Here is a 15535-nt window from a genome sequence, read left to right as displayed (position 1 = left end):
CTACGCGAAGGGGATCACGCGCCGCCCATCGGTCCAGCACCCGGACCGGCAGCGAGCGGACGTCCGGTAACCGAGCCCTCACGTCCCGCGTACGGCAAAAAGGTTGTACTGGTTGCTTATAGAAATTAAAGGCGCCGCAAACTTATTTTGACCTCTGTGTCATATACAGTTCGCCGCCCGAAGCGCATTCTCCTCCGATCGGGCAAGAGCCCCTACGACGTCCTCTCCACCGAGGAGGCTCTCCACCGGGACGTCATCGCCACCAACTCGGGCAACCTGATCTTCAGCGACGCCTCGCACAAGATCCTCGAGACCCCGAACGCCGAGGTCCTCTCCTACGGCATGCGCACCCGGGTGGCCGAGGCGGCCCGTATCAACGAGGAGTACGACGCCTTCGTCATCCCGCTCGCCAACGCCTTCCGGCCGTCGTTCGAGCTCGCGCTGCAGCGGCTGACCCGCCTCATCCGCAAGCTGGACATCCCCGTGGTGGTGCTGGGTGTCGGCGCGCAGACCGGGGTGAGCTACGACGCGGCTCGGCTGAAGCGGATCGAGCCGACCGTGCGCGACTTCGTCTCGGCGGTACTGGACCGCAGCGCCTCGATCGGTGTGCGGGGCGAGTTCACCGAGCGGTACCTGAAGGACATGGGCTTCCGGGACGTCGAGGTCATCGGCTGCCCGTCCCTGTTTCTGTACGGCCGTCAGCTGGAGGTGCGCAAGCGGGCGCCGGAGCTGACGCCGGAGTCCCGGATCGCGATCAACGGCTCGCACAGCGCGGTGCGCAAGCAGGGCCTGGACCGGATCATCGCGCGCGCCCACGAGCGCTATCCGCACCTGCGCTTCATCGGCCAGAACCTCAGCGACGCACGGCAGTTGCACTGGCGGGACCTGTCGGACCCGAACGCCGAGGTGACCGCGATCCCGACGCACCCGGACCACCCGATGTACCGGGAGGACAAGGTGCGCGTCTACGTCGATCCGCTCACCTGGATCGACGACCTGCGCGGCTTCGACTTCTCCTTCGGCTCCCGCATCCACGGCAACATCGCGGCGCTGCTCGCGGGGACGCCCGCGACGGTGCTGTGCGGGGACTCGCGGACGCTGGAGCTGTGCCGCTACTTCGAGATCCCGCACCGTGAGCTCGCGAAGGCCGCCAAGGACCCGGCGTCCGCGGACCCGGCGCGCCTGTACGAGGAGGCCGACTTCAGCGGGCTGGTCGGCGGCCACGCGGAGCGCTTCGAGCGGTTCACGGCGTTCCTGGACAAGAACGGCCTGGAGAACACCTTCACGCACGGCGACGGCGGCGCGGCCTTCGACAAGCGGATGCGCTCGCTGACGTTCCCGGCCGGTATCCGCCCCTGGAATCCCGCGGACACCGAGGCGCTCCTCACGCGGGTCGGCTGGCTCAACAGCCGGGTCACCGAACTGACGCTGGACAACACCCAGTTGAAGAAGGATCTGGCGCGCGCCCGGTCCGGCTCCAAGGCCGCCAAGGGGGCCGACGCACCGGCGTCGGTCTACCGCCGGGCGCGCCGCGTGGTGGGCCGGCCGCTGCGGCGGGCGCTGCGTCCGGGCCGGTAGGCCCCGCCGCGGGCCGGCCCCGGGAAGGGCCGGCCCCTCACGCCGCCGCCGCTCCGAAGCCGCCCGCGGGCAGGGCGCGCCGCACCTTGCGCAGGACACGGCGCAGGAAGGAGCGGCCGGCGACCTCGCGGTAGCCCTCGAAGGCACGGGCCTCGCGGGGTTCGGCGAGGTAGAGGGAGTCGGGGATGCCGGCCTCCTTGGAGCGGAAGTGGGGGTAGACGAGGTAGACGCGGGTGCCCCGCTTCTCCAGGATGGCGGCGGCCTGCCGCTTGTCCTTGAGGAACGTCACGACGTCCTCCAGGAGGTCGGGGCGTCCCGCCGCCACCAGGTGCAGCCGCAGCCGCTCGTCGACCTTGAGGCGGCGGGCGACCTCGGGGGTCCAGTAGGCGTCCATCAGCGGTTTGGCCAGCTCGAACTTGTGCCGCCGTACGTCCTCGTCGCCCTTGAGGTACTTCGGGCCGAACTGCGGCAGCAGCGTCACCAGGAAGGGCCGCACCATGAGCGCGTCCCGCCGGGTGCCCGCGGGGACCATGCCGGCGATCAGCTTCATCAGGGCGCGCGCGGAGTCGAAGCGGAGCACGTAGCCGCCGGTCTGCGTGACGTGCTTGCCGTCGTCGCGGCCCACCAGGTAGTAGCAGGTGTAGTCGGCGATCACGGAGACGCCGTCGGCCCGCAGATAGGCCTCCATCGTGAACAGCGCGTCCTCGCCGGTCCACAGGGACTCGTCGAAGCGCATGCCGTGCTCCTCCAGCAGCGCGCGGCGGAACAGCTTCTGGGCGCTGAGGGTGAACTTGATGTTGGAGGAGAAGACGTCGGTACGGCCGAGCGTCTTGCCCCACATCGACCGGGGCGGGACGCGGTTGATCCCCTCGACCCGGCCGAGGACCACGTCGGTGCCGTTCTCGTCGGCCATGGCGACCATGCGCTCGAGGGCCTCGGCGCCGAGCCGGTCGTCGGCGTCCAGGAAGAACACGTAGCGTCCGGACGCCTTCGTGAGGCCGACGTTGCGCGGGCCGCTGGGGCCGCCGGAGTTCTCCTGCCGGATCACGGTGACCGCCATGGGGACACGGGCCGCGAACTCCTCCAGGCAGTCCCCGGTGCCGTCCGTCGAGCCGTCGTCGACCGCGATGACCTCGACACGGCTCGGGTCGATGGTCTGGGCCTCGACGGACGCCAGGCACTCGACCAGGTACGGCATCGCCTCGTACGCCCCGATGATCACACTCACATCCGGCTGCGTCACGACGGTCACATTTCCCTCTTCTCAGCGGAGCATGTCTCACATATCGCCCTAAAGAGCGCCTATCGCACCTTGTTAGACGGTGGTCCGGACGAAGCGGTTGCTTCACGACTTGTGCGGATCTCCCACGTCACACCGCGGGCGGCCAGGCCGCCGCAGCGGGTGACACCGGACAGTACGGAGGGCGGGTAAGAGCTGCTCAGCAACGGTGAGAGCGAGGAATGACCGTATGGGACGACGGTGAGAAACAGGAAAGGACCCGGCCCCCGGGGATCTCTCCTCGGGGGCCGGGCCCTCTGTGTCCGGTCGGGCGGGTCAGCCCGTGGTCACACCGTCCGTCTCGCCGGCCGACGCCACCCGCTGCCCGGGCAGCACGTCCGCCAGCCGCGCCTCCTCGGCCTCGGCGGCCGCGACGCGGGCCTCCTGGCCGAGGTTGCGGGTCTCGGCCTTGCGCCCGAGGCCGGCGACCGCGGTGTTGAACTGCTCGATGGACGTCGGCTCGTCCGGGCCCAGCAGGTACTGCTTGAGCTCCGCCCGGTCCTCGGCCAGCGCGTCCGCCGACGGGTCGCGTACGGCGTCCAGCAGGCCGCCCAGCTCGCTCGCGTCGTTGGACAGGATCACCGCGGCGCGCACCGCCGTGTTCTGCCGCTTGAACTCCTCGACGCCGAGCTCGGCCGAGTCCGTCACCGCGTACGGCTTGCCGCTCGCGATGAAGTCGGAGACCACGCTGGAGATGTCGGAGACCATCGCGTCGGAGACGTTGAAGCAGTCGTACAGGCGCGGCTGGGCGCCCTTGATGACCCGGTGCTCGTAGGACGGGAAGGAACGCCAGTAGGCGGCGTTCCACTCGACGCGCAGCCGGGCCATCTCCTCGTGCCGAGCCACGTCGACCTGACCCTCGCGGGTGGCCTCGGCCTCGTCGCCCTTGCCACCGCTCGCGCCGGACAGCTCGGCTGTCAGCGCCTGGATCCGGGTCAGCTCGGCCTTGGCCGCGGCCTCGGTGGCGGCGTCGGCGGTGAAGCGGGAGTCGCCGGCCCGCTCGGCGGCGGCCTGCTCGACCAGGGCGGTGATCCGCTGGTGGGCGCCCTTGGCGGCGGCGCTGCGGGTGCCCGTGAACGGGTGCGGCTTGTAGAGGACGCGGACCGGCGGGTCGGCCTGGACCAGCGTCCTCACGATGTTCTCACCCGCGAGCAGGATCGAGGTGTTGCCCGGGTTGTCGTCCCAGCCCTCCCAGGTGGGGGCATACAGCACCGTCGGCATGCGGTCCTCGGGCACGCCCTGCCAGGTCTGGATGGGCGCCAGCTGCGGGCGGCCGACCTCGACGATGTCGTCGTCGCGCACGCCGACGTCGGCGATGGCGTAGCGGTCGCGGCCGGCCCGGCCCGCGGTCCACACCTCGTCGTACACCTTGCTGTACGGGTTGACGCTGGCCAGCTTGTCGCTGTCGCCGTGGCCGATGAAGACGTGCTTCATGGTCGGGACGCGCAGCAGGTGGATGTTCTTGCCGACGTTGGCCGCGTAGAGCGCCACGCGCACCGTCGACAGGTCCATGTTCATCAGGTGCACGCCGCCGGGCACGCAGATGACGGGGGCCGTGGTGGGGGCCAGCTTGTTCAGGATCGCGCGCTCGCGGAGGATGACCAGCGGCCGGGTGTCCAGCTGCTCCATCGTCTCCAGCCACATGTTGACCTGGTACGCGGAGTCCTTGGAGCCGGAGAAGTACAGCACCGTCTCCGGCTTGTAGTCGGCCAGCCAGTCGTCGACGGCGGCCAGGACCTTCTTGGCGTGCGGCGGGATCTTCCTGCCACGCACGTACGGCAGCAGCGCCAGGACGTACAGGCAGCCCAGGAGCACGGTGACGCCGATGCCGATGAAGCCGGGCAGCGCCTTGTCCAAGGCCGCGGCGACCAGCAGACCGGCGACGGCCGCGAGGTCGAGGTGCAGCATCTTCTCGGCGGAGCGGCTCAGCAGGCGGCGCGGCGGCGCGTCCGGGATACGGATGCGGGACTTCAGGTCGACGTTGCGGGTGGCGACCGGCATCCGGCGGCGGTTGCGGATCAGGGTGACCAGCGCGCCGTGCGGGGCCTGAAGGCCGTAGAAGGCGATGAAGCAGGCGATCGCACCGTAGAAGATCAGGTCGTTCGAGAGGGACAGACGAGCCAGCAGCAGTACGAGCAGCAGCTGCCGGATCAGGAAGCGGATCGACAGACCGGCCCGCACCTTGCTGAGGCGGTTGACAAGGTAGCTGCCCTTGCGGTGCAGATAGTGGTCCGCCAGGTACGTCACGGCGGCCGCGGCCGCGAAGCCGTAAACGCTCGGGACGAGCGCGGCGAGCATGAGGCAGGGGAAGCCCAGCATCACGAGTGCCGCCGCGGCCAGCTCGGCCGCGCTGCCCACCCGGGCGACGCGAATAGCGGTGGATATCACGGAGAACCTTTTGCTGACAAAAAGGCCGGAATTAGACCTTGCGGGCGATCTCGGACTTTTACGGATTCAGGCCTCTGTGAATGCTCCGCGTACGCGCAGCCACAGAGGCCTGAATTACCCGTTAACTATTTGCAGTTGATTATGCCACGCCGTCCTGGCGGTCCAGGACGCTGGCCAGCGCCTGCTCGAAGCCGGACGCCTTGCCGGCGGCCGCGGTCGGGTCCTGCTGGCGGACGTCGATGACGTGACCGGTCAGCTCGGACAGCAGCACGTCGAGCGAGGTGCGGGCCACGGCCTCGGAGGAGAGCAGGCTGCCCGCAGGCTCCTGGCCGAAGGCCTTGGTGCGCATCGGAGTCGCGGTGCGCTCCGGGTTGACGCAGTTGACGCGGATGCCGTCGCCGGCCCACTCGTCGGACAGGGCCTGGGTGAGGTTCACCATGGCGGCCTTGGTCGAGGAGTAGAGGCTGTACTCGGCACGGCCGCGGGTGTAGCTGCTGGAGGTGTAGAGCAGCATCTGGCCCTTGGTCTCGGCCAGGTACTTGTACGACGACCGCGCGATCTGCACCGGGGCCAGGTAGTTGACCTTCAGCGCCTCCTCGATGGTGGCGTTGTCGGTCTCGGCGAGCTTGCCGATGCGCAGCACGCCCGCGGTGTTGACGACGTAGTCGATGCGCCCGGTCTCGGCGTACGCCTTGGACAGGGCGTCGTCGACCTCCTCCGGGTTCTCCACGTGCGTACCGGTGGTGGAGCGGCCCAGCGCGTAGACCTTCGCACCGTAGGACTCGGCGAGTGCGGCGATGTCCATGCCGATGCCGTACGAGCCACCGAAGATCACGATCGTCTTGCCGGTGAGGAGCTCGCGGTAGGCCTCCTCGCCGTTCTGCTCGGGCGCGGCGGTGGAGGCGAGCTGGAAGAGCTTGTCGGCGATGAAGACGTCGACCGGCTGCGTCACCTTCATGTTGTACTCGTCACCCATGACGACGTGGATCGGCACGTCGGGCAGGTACTTGAGCACGACGGAACAGTCGTCCGTGGCCTGGAAGTTGGGGTCCTCGGAGGCGACCTCGTAGGCCCGCCGGATCGTGGACAGCTTGAAGGCCTGCGGCGTCTGGCCGCGGCGCAGCCGGGAGCGGTCCGGGATCTCGGTGATGAACTCACCGTCGTCGCCGTGCTTGCGCGTGACGATGATGGTGTCCGCGGACGGGATCGCCACGTCGACGGCCTGGTAGCGCTCCAGCGCGCTCACGCAGTCGGCGATGACGCGCTGCGAGAGCAGGGGGCGCACGGCGTCGTGGAAGAGGACGTTGGCGTCCTCGCCCTCGGCCAGGCCCTCACCGAGCGCCTCGATGGCGCGCTCGGTGGTCTCGTTCCGGGTCGAGCCGCCCTCGATGACCTTCTTGACCTTCTTGAACCCGGCCTTGGCGACGATCTTCTCGATGTCGGGCACGTAGCCCGGCGCCATCAGCACAATGACGTCGTCGATCGAGTCGGCGTTCTCGAAGGTGGTCAGAGTGTGCTCGATGACTGCCTTGCCGGCGATCTTCAGCAACTGCTTGGGGATCGACAGACCCACGCGCTGACCGGTACCACCGGCCAGAATCACTGCGGTGGTACGGGGCTTGGCTATGTGCTGGGACACAGGTGACCTACCTTGGGGCGTCAGGGAACCCGGAAATGGTCCCACCTCGGGTTACCGCAGTGCAAGGTGAGTGCCGTCCGGCGCATATGTGCGCGCAACCCGCCATTCACCTTGTGCCCCCGGCGATTGGCGACCCACCGGGACGTTCGGTGAAATTGCTGTGAGTAAGTACACAGGTCTTTGCGATTGCCACACGTGCCACGCCGTCGGCCCCGCACCACCATGGCACCACTTCTCCTGCGACCTGCCGTCCCACCCCGCATGACGTGGGCTTCTTCACCTCCTGCGGGGTGGGTGGCACGCGTTCTTCATGGAATGCGGTTCGCCATGGAGGTCATTGCCGTGGAATTCACATCAAGATTCCGCAGCAATTCGGTCTCGGCCCGGTGTGGGAACGATCTCCACCCAGCGTAGGGGAACGATTCACCGCTCCTCGCCCGGCCGGTGGCCGGTCGCAGGAGATTCACATGACCCGCACCCCGGCCCGGGTGACCTCAGTAGGCGAAGCCGGAGCCGAGCCTCGCGCCCGAGGAGACCGTGCCGAGGGTGCCGCTGCCGAAGGTGAACGAGCCGGTCGGGGTGATCCCGGCCGACGTGGCGCGCAGCACCCACACGCCGCCGGCGCCGGCGTTCTCCCCCGGTGCGCCCACGGCCAGGTCCGCCCGGCCGTCGTGGTCGGCGTCCACCAGGTGCAGGGCCTGCCCGAAGGCGTCGTCCGTCTCGGCGGTGCCGGGGACTGAGGGCGTGTTCTGGCTGAACACCTTGGCTCCGGTGCCGGTGGGACCGTTCGCGGTGCCGCGCAGGGTGACGACGCTGCCCGCGCGCGTGATCCCGTCGAAGCTCTCGCCGGGCACGCCCGTGGCGATGTCGGCGTAGCCGTCGCCGTCGATGTCGGCGACCGAGACGTCGGTGCCGAAGCGGTCGTACCTCTCGGCGGCCCCCGGCACTCCGGGGCTGTCCTGGTTGATGAACGTCGCCTTGGCGCCGTCGGGGCCGTTCGCACTGCCGGGGATCCAGGAGATCCGGCCGCCCTTGGCGAGCGGGGTGTCCAGGTCGCTGTCGTAGCCCTCGGCGGCCCGGCCGACCACGATGTCGTCGTAGCCGTCGTGGTCGACGTCCCCGATGTCGAGGTTCTCGCCGCCCTGGAGCTGCCGGCCCGAGCTGTCGTGCAGGGTCGTGTACGGCGTGAGTCCGTCGTGGGTGCCGGTCCAGTACACGACGCGCCGGTGGTCGTACTCGTCGCCGTCGTTCTCGACCGCCGCGACGTCGGTGATGCCGTCGCCGTTGAGGTCACCCGCGGCCAGATCGAGCACGCGGCTGTCGAACATGTCCTGCACCGACTGCCCGCCGTGCGTGGTGGAGCCGTCGCGGGAGAACGGCCCGCTGAGCACCCGGAGGTTCGCGTAGTGCTCCACCGTGGCCACGTCCGTGACACCGTCGCCATTGACGTCACCGGCGACGAGGTGCCCGCCGACACCGTCGTACGCCGCTGCCCCGGACGCCAGGGGCGCGCCCCCGGACAGGCCCTGCGGGCCGCCCCGGACGACCTCGGCCAGGCCCGCGTCGAGCCCCGCCGCGTTGTCCTCGCCGGGCACGCCGACGATCAGGTCCGCGTAACCGTCCCCGTCGAGGTCGGCCGTCGTCACGGCCCCGCCGAACGCGTCGCCCGCTTCCGCGACGCCCGGAACCCCGGCGGTGTCCTGGCTGATCACCTTCTTCGTCGAGGTCTTCAGCCCGGTCGGCGAGCCGTACACCACGGCGACATAGCCCGCACCCTTCTTGCCGCCGACGGTCGCCGACGGGGTGGCCACGGCGAGGTCGGCGTACCCGTCGCCGTTGAAGTCGTCGTGCAGGTGCCGTGGGCTGGGGGTGGTCGTCCCGGCCGCCGGGGTGGCGGCCTGCACCACAGGGACCATGAGGGCGCCCGCGACCAGGGCGACGCCGGTGGCGATCGCGAGTCGGGTGCGGCGGGGGACGCGCTGAACGTGCTGGGGCATGTGAACTCCGGTGTCAAGCGGCGTGGTTGAAGCCGGAGCGGCACAATCCGCTTCCGCTCCGCGGAGTACGACTCACCGGATGGCGGAGGGGTTGCCCCGCAGAGCACCGGGAATTGGCGTCCCGTTCACGTGTGAGGGGTGCCCCGCGCAGGAGCACCCCTCATGTCACGACGTTCCGCTCCGGAATTAGAACGGCTCGAAGTCGTCGTACTCCCGCTCCGCCTCGTCCCGCTCGGCCTGGCGGTCCCGGCGGCGCTGGGCGGCCGGGCGCGGCTCCTCGAAGCGGTGGTCCTCGCCACGGCGGCCGAGCATCTCCGCGCCGGTCGTCATCGACGGCTCCCAGTCGAAGACGACCGCGTTCTCCTCGGGGCCGATGGCGACGCCGTCGCCGGAGCGGGCGCCCGCCTTCATCAACTTCTCCTCGACACCGAGGCGGTTGAGCCGGTCGGCGAGGTAGCCCACGGCCTCGTCGTTGTTGAAGTCGGTCTGGCGGACCCAGCGTTCGGGCTTCTCGCCGCGCACCCGGAACAGCGGCTCGCCGTCGATCTCCTCGCGCGTGACGGTGAAGCCCGCGTCGTCGACGGCCTTCGGCCGGATGACGATGCGCGTCGCCTCTTCCTTCGGCTTCGCCGCGCGCGCCTGCGCCACGATGTCGCCGATGGCGAACGACAGTTCCTTCAGACCGGTGTGCGCCACCGCCGACACCTCGAAGACGCGGTAACCGCGCGCCTCCAGATCGGGGCGCACCATCTCGGCCAGGTCCTTGCCGTCGGGTACGTCGATCTTGTTCAGGACGACGATGCGGGGACGGTTGCCGAGGCCGCCGTACTGCTTCAGCTCCTCCTCGATGACGTCGAGGTCGGAGAGCGGGTCGCGGTCGGACTCCAGCGTCGCCGTGTCCAGCACGTGCACCAGCACGCTGCACCGCTCCACGTGCCGCAGGAACTCCAGGCCCAGGCCCTTGCCCTGACTGGCGCCCGGGATCAGACCCGGCACGTCCGCGATGGTGTAGACGGTCGAGCCGGCGGTGACCACGCCGAGGTTCGGGACGAGCGTGGTGAAGGGGTAGTCGGCGATCTTCGGCTTGGCCGCGCTCAGCACCGAGATCAGCGAGGACTTGCCCGCGCTCGGGTAGCCGACCAGCGCCACGTCGGCGACCGTCTTCAGCTCCAGGACGATGTCCTGCAGGTCGCCAGGCTCACCGAGCAGCGCGAAGCCCGGCGCCTTGCGGCGGGCCGACGCCAGCGCCGCGTTGCCGAGGCCGCCGCGGCCGCCCTGCGCGGCGACGTACGACGTGCCCTCGCCGACCAGGTCGGCCAGCACGTTGCCGGCCTTGTCCAGGACCACGGTCCCGTCCGGCACCGCCAGGACCAGGTCCTGTCCGTCCTTGCCGGAGCGGTTCCCGCCCTCGCCGGGCTTGCCGTTGGTGGCCTTGCGGTGCGGGGAGTGGTGGTAGTCGAGGAGCGTGGTGACCGACTGGTCGACGGTGAGAATCACGTCGCCGCCCCGGCCGCCGTTGCCGCCGTCCGGTCCGCCGAGCGGCTTGAACTTCTCACGGTGCACGGAGGCACAGCCGTGGCCCCCGTTACCCGCGGCGACATTGAGATCGACGCGGTCCACGAAGGTGGTCATGGTGGGTGCCTCCTGGGGGTCCCCCCGGTCGACGACCGGGGGCATACGGGTATCTCTTGTTAGTAACACGCGAAAGGCGGACCGCCTTCCCGAACGGGAAGTAGGTCCGCCTCGCGGAACGAAACGTTCGGCTCAGCCGTGAATCAGGAGATTCAGGCGGCCGGGACGATGTTCACGACCTTGCGGCCACGGTGGGTACCGAACTCCACCGAACCGGACTGCAGCGCGAACAGCGTGTCGTCGCCGCCACGGCCGACGCCGGCGCCCGGGTGGAAGTGGGTGCCGCGCTGGCGGACCAGGATCTCACCAGCGTTGACGAGCTGACCGCCGAAGCGCTTCACGCCGAGCCGCTGGGCATTCGAGTCGCGACCGTTCCGAGTGGACGATGCGCCCTTCTTGTGTGCCATTTCTCCTCAGTCCCTTACTTCGCAGCCGCGGGGATCTCAGTGACCTTGAGCGCCGTGTACTGCTGGCGGTGGCCCTGACGACGGCGGTAGCCGGTCTTGTTCTTGTAGCGCAGAATGTCGATCTTCTGGCCCTTGTGGTGGTCCACGACCTCAGCCTGGACCTTGATGCCGGCCAGCACCCACGGGTCGCTGGTCACAGCGTCGCCGTCGACAACGAGCAGGGTCGAGAGCTCGACCGTGTCGCCAACATTGGCAGTGGAAATCTTGTCAACCTCAACGATGTCGCCGACAGCAACCTTGTGCTGGCGACCACCGCTGCGCACGATGGCGTACACGCGGATCTCTCTTTCGCTCAAGAACGGCACCCCCGCAGGCCAGCCGCCCAGCGATCAACGCGGACGACCTCTCCCGGCCAACCGTGTGCCCGGGAGGATGAGGTTTACGGGAATGTGGCATGTTCAGTGGACACGCCGACGGCCCAGGGTACGGGCCCGCGGCCGAAGGGGTCAAACCGGGACGGTACCCGTGTGCGGCCGGTCACGTGGACCGGCCGCACCTGGCGGTCAGCTCTCGTCGGCGGCGGCCGAGACCGTGGTCTTCTTCGCCGTCGACGCGGCGGCCGTCTTGGCGGTCGCTGCCGCCTTCTTGGCCGTCGTCTTCTTCGCGGCCGTCTTCTTGGCCGTCGTCTTCTTCGCCGCGGTCTTCTTGGCGGCGGTCTTCTTGGCCGTCGTCGTCTTCGCGGCGGCCTTCTTCGCCGTGGCCTTCTTGGCCGTCTTGCGGGCAGCGGCCTTCTTGACCGGAGCGGCCTCCTCGGCCTCCGCGGCCGGAGCCTCGGCCTCCTCCGTCGCGGCCGGCGCGACGACCACGACGGCCGTCTCCTCGGACGCGGTCGGCGCGGTGGCCTTGCGGACGGCACGGCGACGCGGGCGGGCCGGGGCGGCGGCCTCGGGGGCGGCCTCCTCGACCGGAACCTCGGCCGGAGCCGGGGCCTCGGGCTGCTCCGCCGGGGCCTCCGCGGCGACCGTCATCACGGCCGCCTCGGCACCCGCGGGGGAACCGGCCGGCGCGGACACCTTCCGGGTCACCCGACGGCGCGAACGGGCCTTGGGCGCGGCCTCCTCGGCGACCGGCGCCGCTTCGGCCACGGCCACCGGCTCGGCCTGGGCCTCGACCCGGACCTCCTCGACGGCCTCGGCGACCGGGGCGGCCTCCGCCTTCGGAGCCTCGGCCGCGGAAGCCTTCGCCTCCGAAGCCTTCTCCTTACGGCGCTCCCGCACCGGGGTCTCGCCCTTGGGCGCACCCGCCGGAGCCGAGGCACGCCGGCTCGCCCGGCGCCGCGAACGACCCCGGCCGGCCGCCGCCTCCGCCTCGGCGACGCTGCTGTACAGCTCCTCGTCCGGCGCGAAGTCCGGCGAGGCCAGCGCGGCGGGAGCGGCGACCTCGGCCGCGACCTCCGCCTCGCTCTCCGCCTCCTGCTCGGCGGTCTCGGTCACCTCGGCGACCACGGTCTCGGCGGCCTCGTGCACATGGCCGTCGCCGGCGCGGGCGCGCTTCTTGCGCTTGCCGCCGCCTCCGGCAGCACTCGGCTGCTCCATGTGCACGATGACGCCACGGCCGTTGCAGTGGACGCAGTTCTCGGAGAACGACTCCAGCAGGCCCTGGCCGACCCGCTTGCGGGTCATCTGGACCAGGCCCAGCGAGGTCACCTCGGCCACCTGGTGCTTCGTACGGTCGCGGCCCAGGCACTCCAGCAGACGGCGCAGCACCAGGTCGCGGTTCGACTCCAGCACCATGTCGATGAAGTCGATGACGATGATGCCGCCGAGGTCGCGCAGCCGCAGCTGACGCACGATCTCCTCGGCCGCCTCCAGGTTGTTCCTGGTGACCGTCTCCTCCAGGTTGCCGCCCTGGCCGGTGAACTTGCCGGTGTTGACGTCGATGACGACCATCGCCTCGGTCCGGTCGATCACCAGCGAACCGCCGCTGGGCAGCCAGACCTTGCGGTCCAGCGCCTTGGCGAGCTGCTCGTCGATCCGGTACGTGGCGAAGACGTCGACCTCGGAGGTCCACTTCTGCAGACGGTCGGACAGGTCCGGCGCGACGTGCGAGACGTACCCGTGGATCGTGTCCCACGCCTCGTCACCGCTGACGATGACCTTGGAGAAGTCCTCGTTGAAGATGTCGCGCACGACGCGGACGGTCATGTCCGGCTCGCCGTACAGCAGCGACGGGGCGCTTGCGCTGCCACCCTTCGCCTTCTTCTGGATCTCCTCCCACTGCGTCTGCAGACGCTCGACGTCGCGGCGCAGCTCCTCCTCGCTCGCGCCCTCGGCGGCGGTGCGCACGATGACGCCCGCGTTCTCGGGGACGATCTTCTTGAGGATCGTCTTCAGCCGGGCCCGCTCGGTGTCGGGCAGCTTGCGGCTGATGCCGGTCATCGAGCCCTCGGGGACGTACACGAGGTAGCGGCCCGGGAGCGAGACCTGGCTGGTCAGACGAGCGCCCTTGTGCCCGATCGGGTCCTTCGTCACCTGAGTGAGCACCGGCTGACCGGACTTCAGGGCGGCCTCGATGCGGCGCGGGCCGTTGGCCATGCCCAGCGCCTCGAAGTTGACCTCGCCGGCGTACAGGACGGCGTTTCGGCCCTTGCCGATGTCGATGAAGGCGGCCTCCATCGACGGCAGCACGTTCTGGACCTTGCCCAGGTAGACGTTGCCGACGTACGAGGTCGACTGCTCCTTGTTGACGTAGTGCTCGACGAGCACGCCGTCCTCCAGGACGCCGATCTGCGTACGGTCGCCGTGCTGGCGGACGACCATCACGCGCTCGACGGCCTCGCGCCGGGCCAGGAACTCCGCCTCGGTGATGATCGGCACCCGGCGGCGGCCCTGCTCACGGCCCTCGCGGCGGCGCTGCTTCTTGGCCTCCAGACGGGTCGAGCCCTTGATGGACTGCACCTCGTCGGCGGGCTCGCTGGCCTTGCGGGGCTCGCGGACCTTGACGACCGTGCGCTCGGGGTCGCCCTCGCCGGGCTCGGCGTCCGTGGCGGCGTCACCGGCGCGGCGACGGCGACGACGGCGGCGACGGCTGCCGGCACCGCCGGACTCCTCGCGGGCCTCGTCGGCGTCCTCTTCCTCCTGCTCGGCGGTGTCCTCGGCGTCCTGCGCGGCCTGCTCGGCGGCGAGCTCGTCGGACTCGGCGTCGGCGTCGCCCTCCGCGGTGTCACCGCGGCGACGGCGACGGCCTCCGCGACGGCGACGGCGACGCGAACCGGTGTCCTCGGACTCGTCGCCCTCGGTCTCCTCGGCGGCCTGCTCCGGCTCCTCGGCCTCCTCCGCCTCTTCCTCGGCGGCGGGGGCCTCGGCGACCCGGGGCTCCTCGGCCTCGGCACCGCGGCGACGGCGGCGACGCCGGGGAGCGGTCTCCGCCAGCTCCTCCACGGGCTCCGCGGTCTGAGCGGCCTCCGCGGCCTCGGCGGCCTCGGCAGCCGCTTCGGCGGCGGCGCGCTGCGGGGTCTGGAACTTCGGCTCGGTGAACACGGGCGCCTGGAACACGGCCACGGCGGGTCGCGCCGGGCGACGCGACTCCTCGGCCTCGGCGGCGGACGTGGCGGCCTCGGCCGCCTTCGGTGCGGGAGCGGAGAACCCGGACGCGGCCCGACGGCGGCCACGACGCGGGGCGGCGGCCTCGGCGGCCTGCTCCTCGGCGGGAGCGGCTTCGGCGGCGGGGGCCTTCGACGCCGTCTCGGTCTGGGCGGGCTTCGTCGACGCGGCGGCCTCCTCGGCCGCGGGAGCACCGGCGGGCGCGGACACGCGACGCGTGGCCCGACGGCGGGCGCGACGCGGAGCGGCGTCCTCGGCGGCCTGCTCCTCGGCGGGAGCGGCCTCGACGGCCGAGGCGGCTTCCGCGACCTGCGTGGTGGCGGCAACCTCGACGGTCTCAGCGACCTCGGCCGCCTTCGGCGCACCGGCGGGCGCCGACGCACGCCGCGTCGCACGACGACGCGTACGACCGGCAGGCGCGGCCTCCTCAACAGCAGGCGCCTCAGCGACAACCTCGGCCTCAGCCGCCACCGCGGTCTCCTCGACCACGTCGGCCTCGACGGCCGGCGCGGCGGGCGGACCCGCGGGGCGGGACGCGGCACGACGGCGGCCACGGCGCGGCGCCGTGTCTTCGGTGGTCTCGGCGGACGCGGGCTGCTCCTCGGCGGGAGCGGCCTCGGCGACCGGGGCGGCTTCCGCGACCTGCGTGGTGGCGGCAACCTCGACGGTCTCAGCGACCTCGGCCGCCTTCGGCGCACCGGCGGGCGCCGACGCACGCCGCGTCGCACGACGACGCGTACGACCGGCAGGCGCGGCCTCCTCAACAGCAGGCGCCTCAGCGACAACTTCGGCCTCAGCGACAACTTCGGCCTCAGCGGCCACCGCGGTCTCCTCGACCACGTCAGTCTCGGCGACCTGCGCGGCGGCGGGCGGACCCGCCGGGCGGGACGCGGCACGGCGACGCCTGCGCGGCGGCAGGGTGTCGCTCGGGGTGTTCAGTTCGGAACCCGTCTGGGATTCCTTCGATTCGGTCGGCTCGTGCATGCGGGCGTTGCTCCCGTCAGGCTCCCGGG

The 15535-nt window shown here is 70.9% G+C and carries 9 protein-coding genes; 1 reads left to right on the top strand and 8 read right to left on the bottom strand.

Annotated elements, in window-relative coordinates:
* The first annotated feature begins 156 nt into the window (after nt 1–156).
* A complete protein-coding gene (locus ABZ910_RS09380) occupies nt 157–1578 on the top strand; it encodes a polysaccharide pyruvyl transferase family protein (RefSeq protein ID WP_361361254.1) in 1422 nt (473 codons plus the stop codon).
* A 37-nt stretch (nt 1579–1615) separates the two neighbouring features.
* On the opposite strand, the gene ABZ910_RS09375 is transcribed toward ABZ910_RS09380, so the two are convergent.
* The 8 genes from ABZ910_RS09375 to ABZ910_RS09340 form a co-directional block, all read right to left on the bottom strand.
* Nucleotides 1616–2821 carry a glycosyltransferase gene (locus ABZ910_RS09375; protein ID WP_361361252.1) on the bottom strand — a complete coding sequence of 402 codons (1206 nt, stop codon included), beginning with the start codon at nt 2819–2821 and terminating at the stop codon, nt 1616–1618.
* A gap of 312 nt (nt 2822–3133) precedes the next feature.
* Entirely contained in the window at nt 3134–5215 is a 2082-nt protein-coding gene (locus ABZ910_RS09370) for a hypothetical protein (RefSeq protein WP_361361432.1), read from the bottom strand.
* A gap of 169 nt (nt 5216–5384) precedes the next feature.
* A complete protein-coding gene (locus tag ABZ910_RS09365) occupies nt 5385–6884 on the bottom strand; it encodes a bifunctional cytidylyltransferase/SDR family oxidoreductase (RefSeq protein WP_361361250.1) in 1500 nt (499 codons plus the stop codon).
* Nucleotides 6885–7378: 494 nt separating this feature from the next.
* Nucleotides 7379–8881, bottom strand: a complete 1503-nt coding sequence (locus tag ABZ910_RS09360) for an FG-GAP-like repeat-containing protein (protein WP_361361248.1) — start codon at nt 8879–8881, stop codon at nt 7379–7381.
* Between the two features lie 186 nt (nt 8882–9067).
* A complete protein-coding gene (gene obgE / locus ABZ910_RS09355; protein WP_361361246.1) occupies nt 9068–10513 on the bottom strand; it encodes a GTPase ObgE in 1446 nt (481 codons plus the stop codon).
* A 152-nt stretch (nt 10514–10665) separates the two neighbouring features.
* Complete coding sequence (gene rpmA / locus ABZ910_RS09350) at nt 10666–10920, bottom strand: 50S ribosomal protein L27 (protein WP_361361244.1); 255 nt, start codon at nt 10918–10920, stop codon at nt 10666–10668.
* A 14-nt stretch (nt 10921–10934) separates the two neighbouring features.
* Nucleotides 10935–11255, bottom strand: a complete 321-nt coding sequence (gene rplU / locus ABZ910_RS09345) for a 50S ribosomal protein L21 (RefSeq protein ID WP_361361242.1) — start codon at nt 11253–11255, stop codon at nt 10935–10937.
* A gap of 228 nt (nt 11256–11483) precedes the next feature.
* Complete coding sequence (locus ABZ910_RS09340) at nt 11484–15506, bottom strand: Rne/Rng family ribonuclease (RefSeq protein ID WP_361361240.1); 4023 nt, start codon at nt 15504–15506, stop codon at nt 11484–11486.
* Nucleotides 15507–15535 lie beyond the last annotated feature (29 nt).

Source organism: Streptomyces sp. NPDC046805 (genome assembly GCF_040645355.1).
Taxonomy (GTDB): Bacteria; Actinomycetota; Actinomycetes; order Streptomycetales; family Streptomycetaceae; genus Streptomyces.
This window is presented reverse-complemented; position numbering and strand designations above follow the sequence as displayed.

Coding starts and splice junctions, on each gene's coding strand:
- ABZ910_RS09360 (WP_361361248.1), bottom strand. CDS start 8,881: ATGCCCCAGCACGTTCAGCGCGTCCCCCGCCGCACCCGACTCGCGATC.
- obgE (WP_361361246.1), bottom strand. CDS start 10,513: ATGACCACCTTCGTGGACCGCGTCGATCTCAATGTCGCCGCGGGTAAC.
- rpmA (WP_361361244.1), bottom strand. CDS start 10,920: ATGGCACACAAGAAGGGCGCATCGTCCACTCGGAACGGTCGCGACTCG.
- ABZ910_RS09340 (WP_361361240.1), bottom strand. CDS start 15,506: ATGCACGAGCCGACCGAATCGAAGGAATCCCAGACGGGTTCCGAACTG.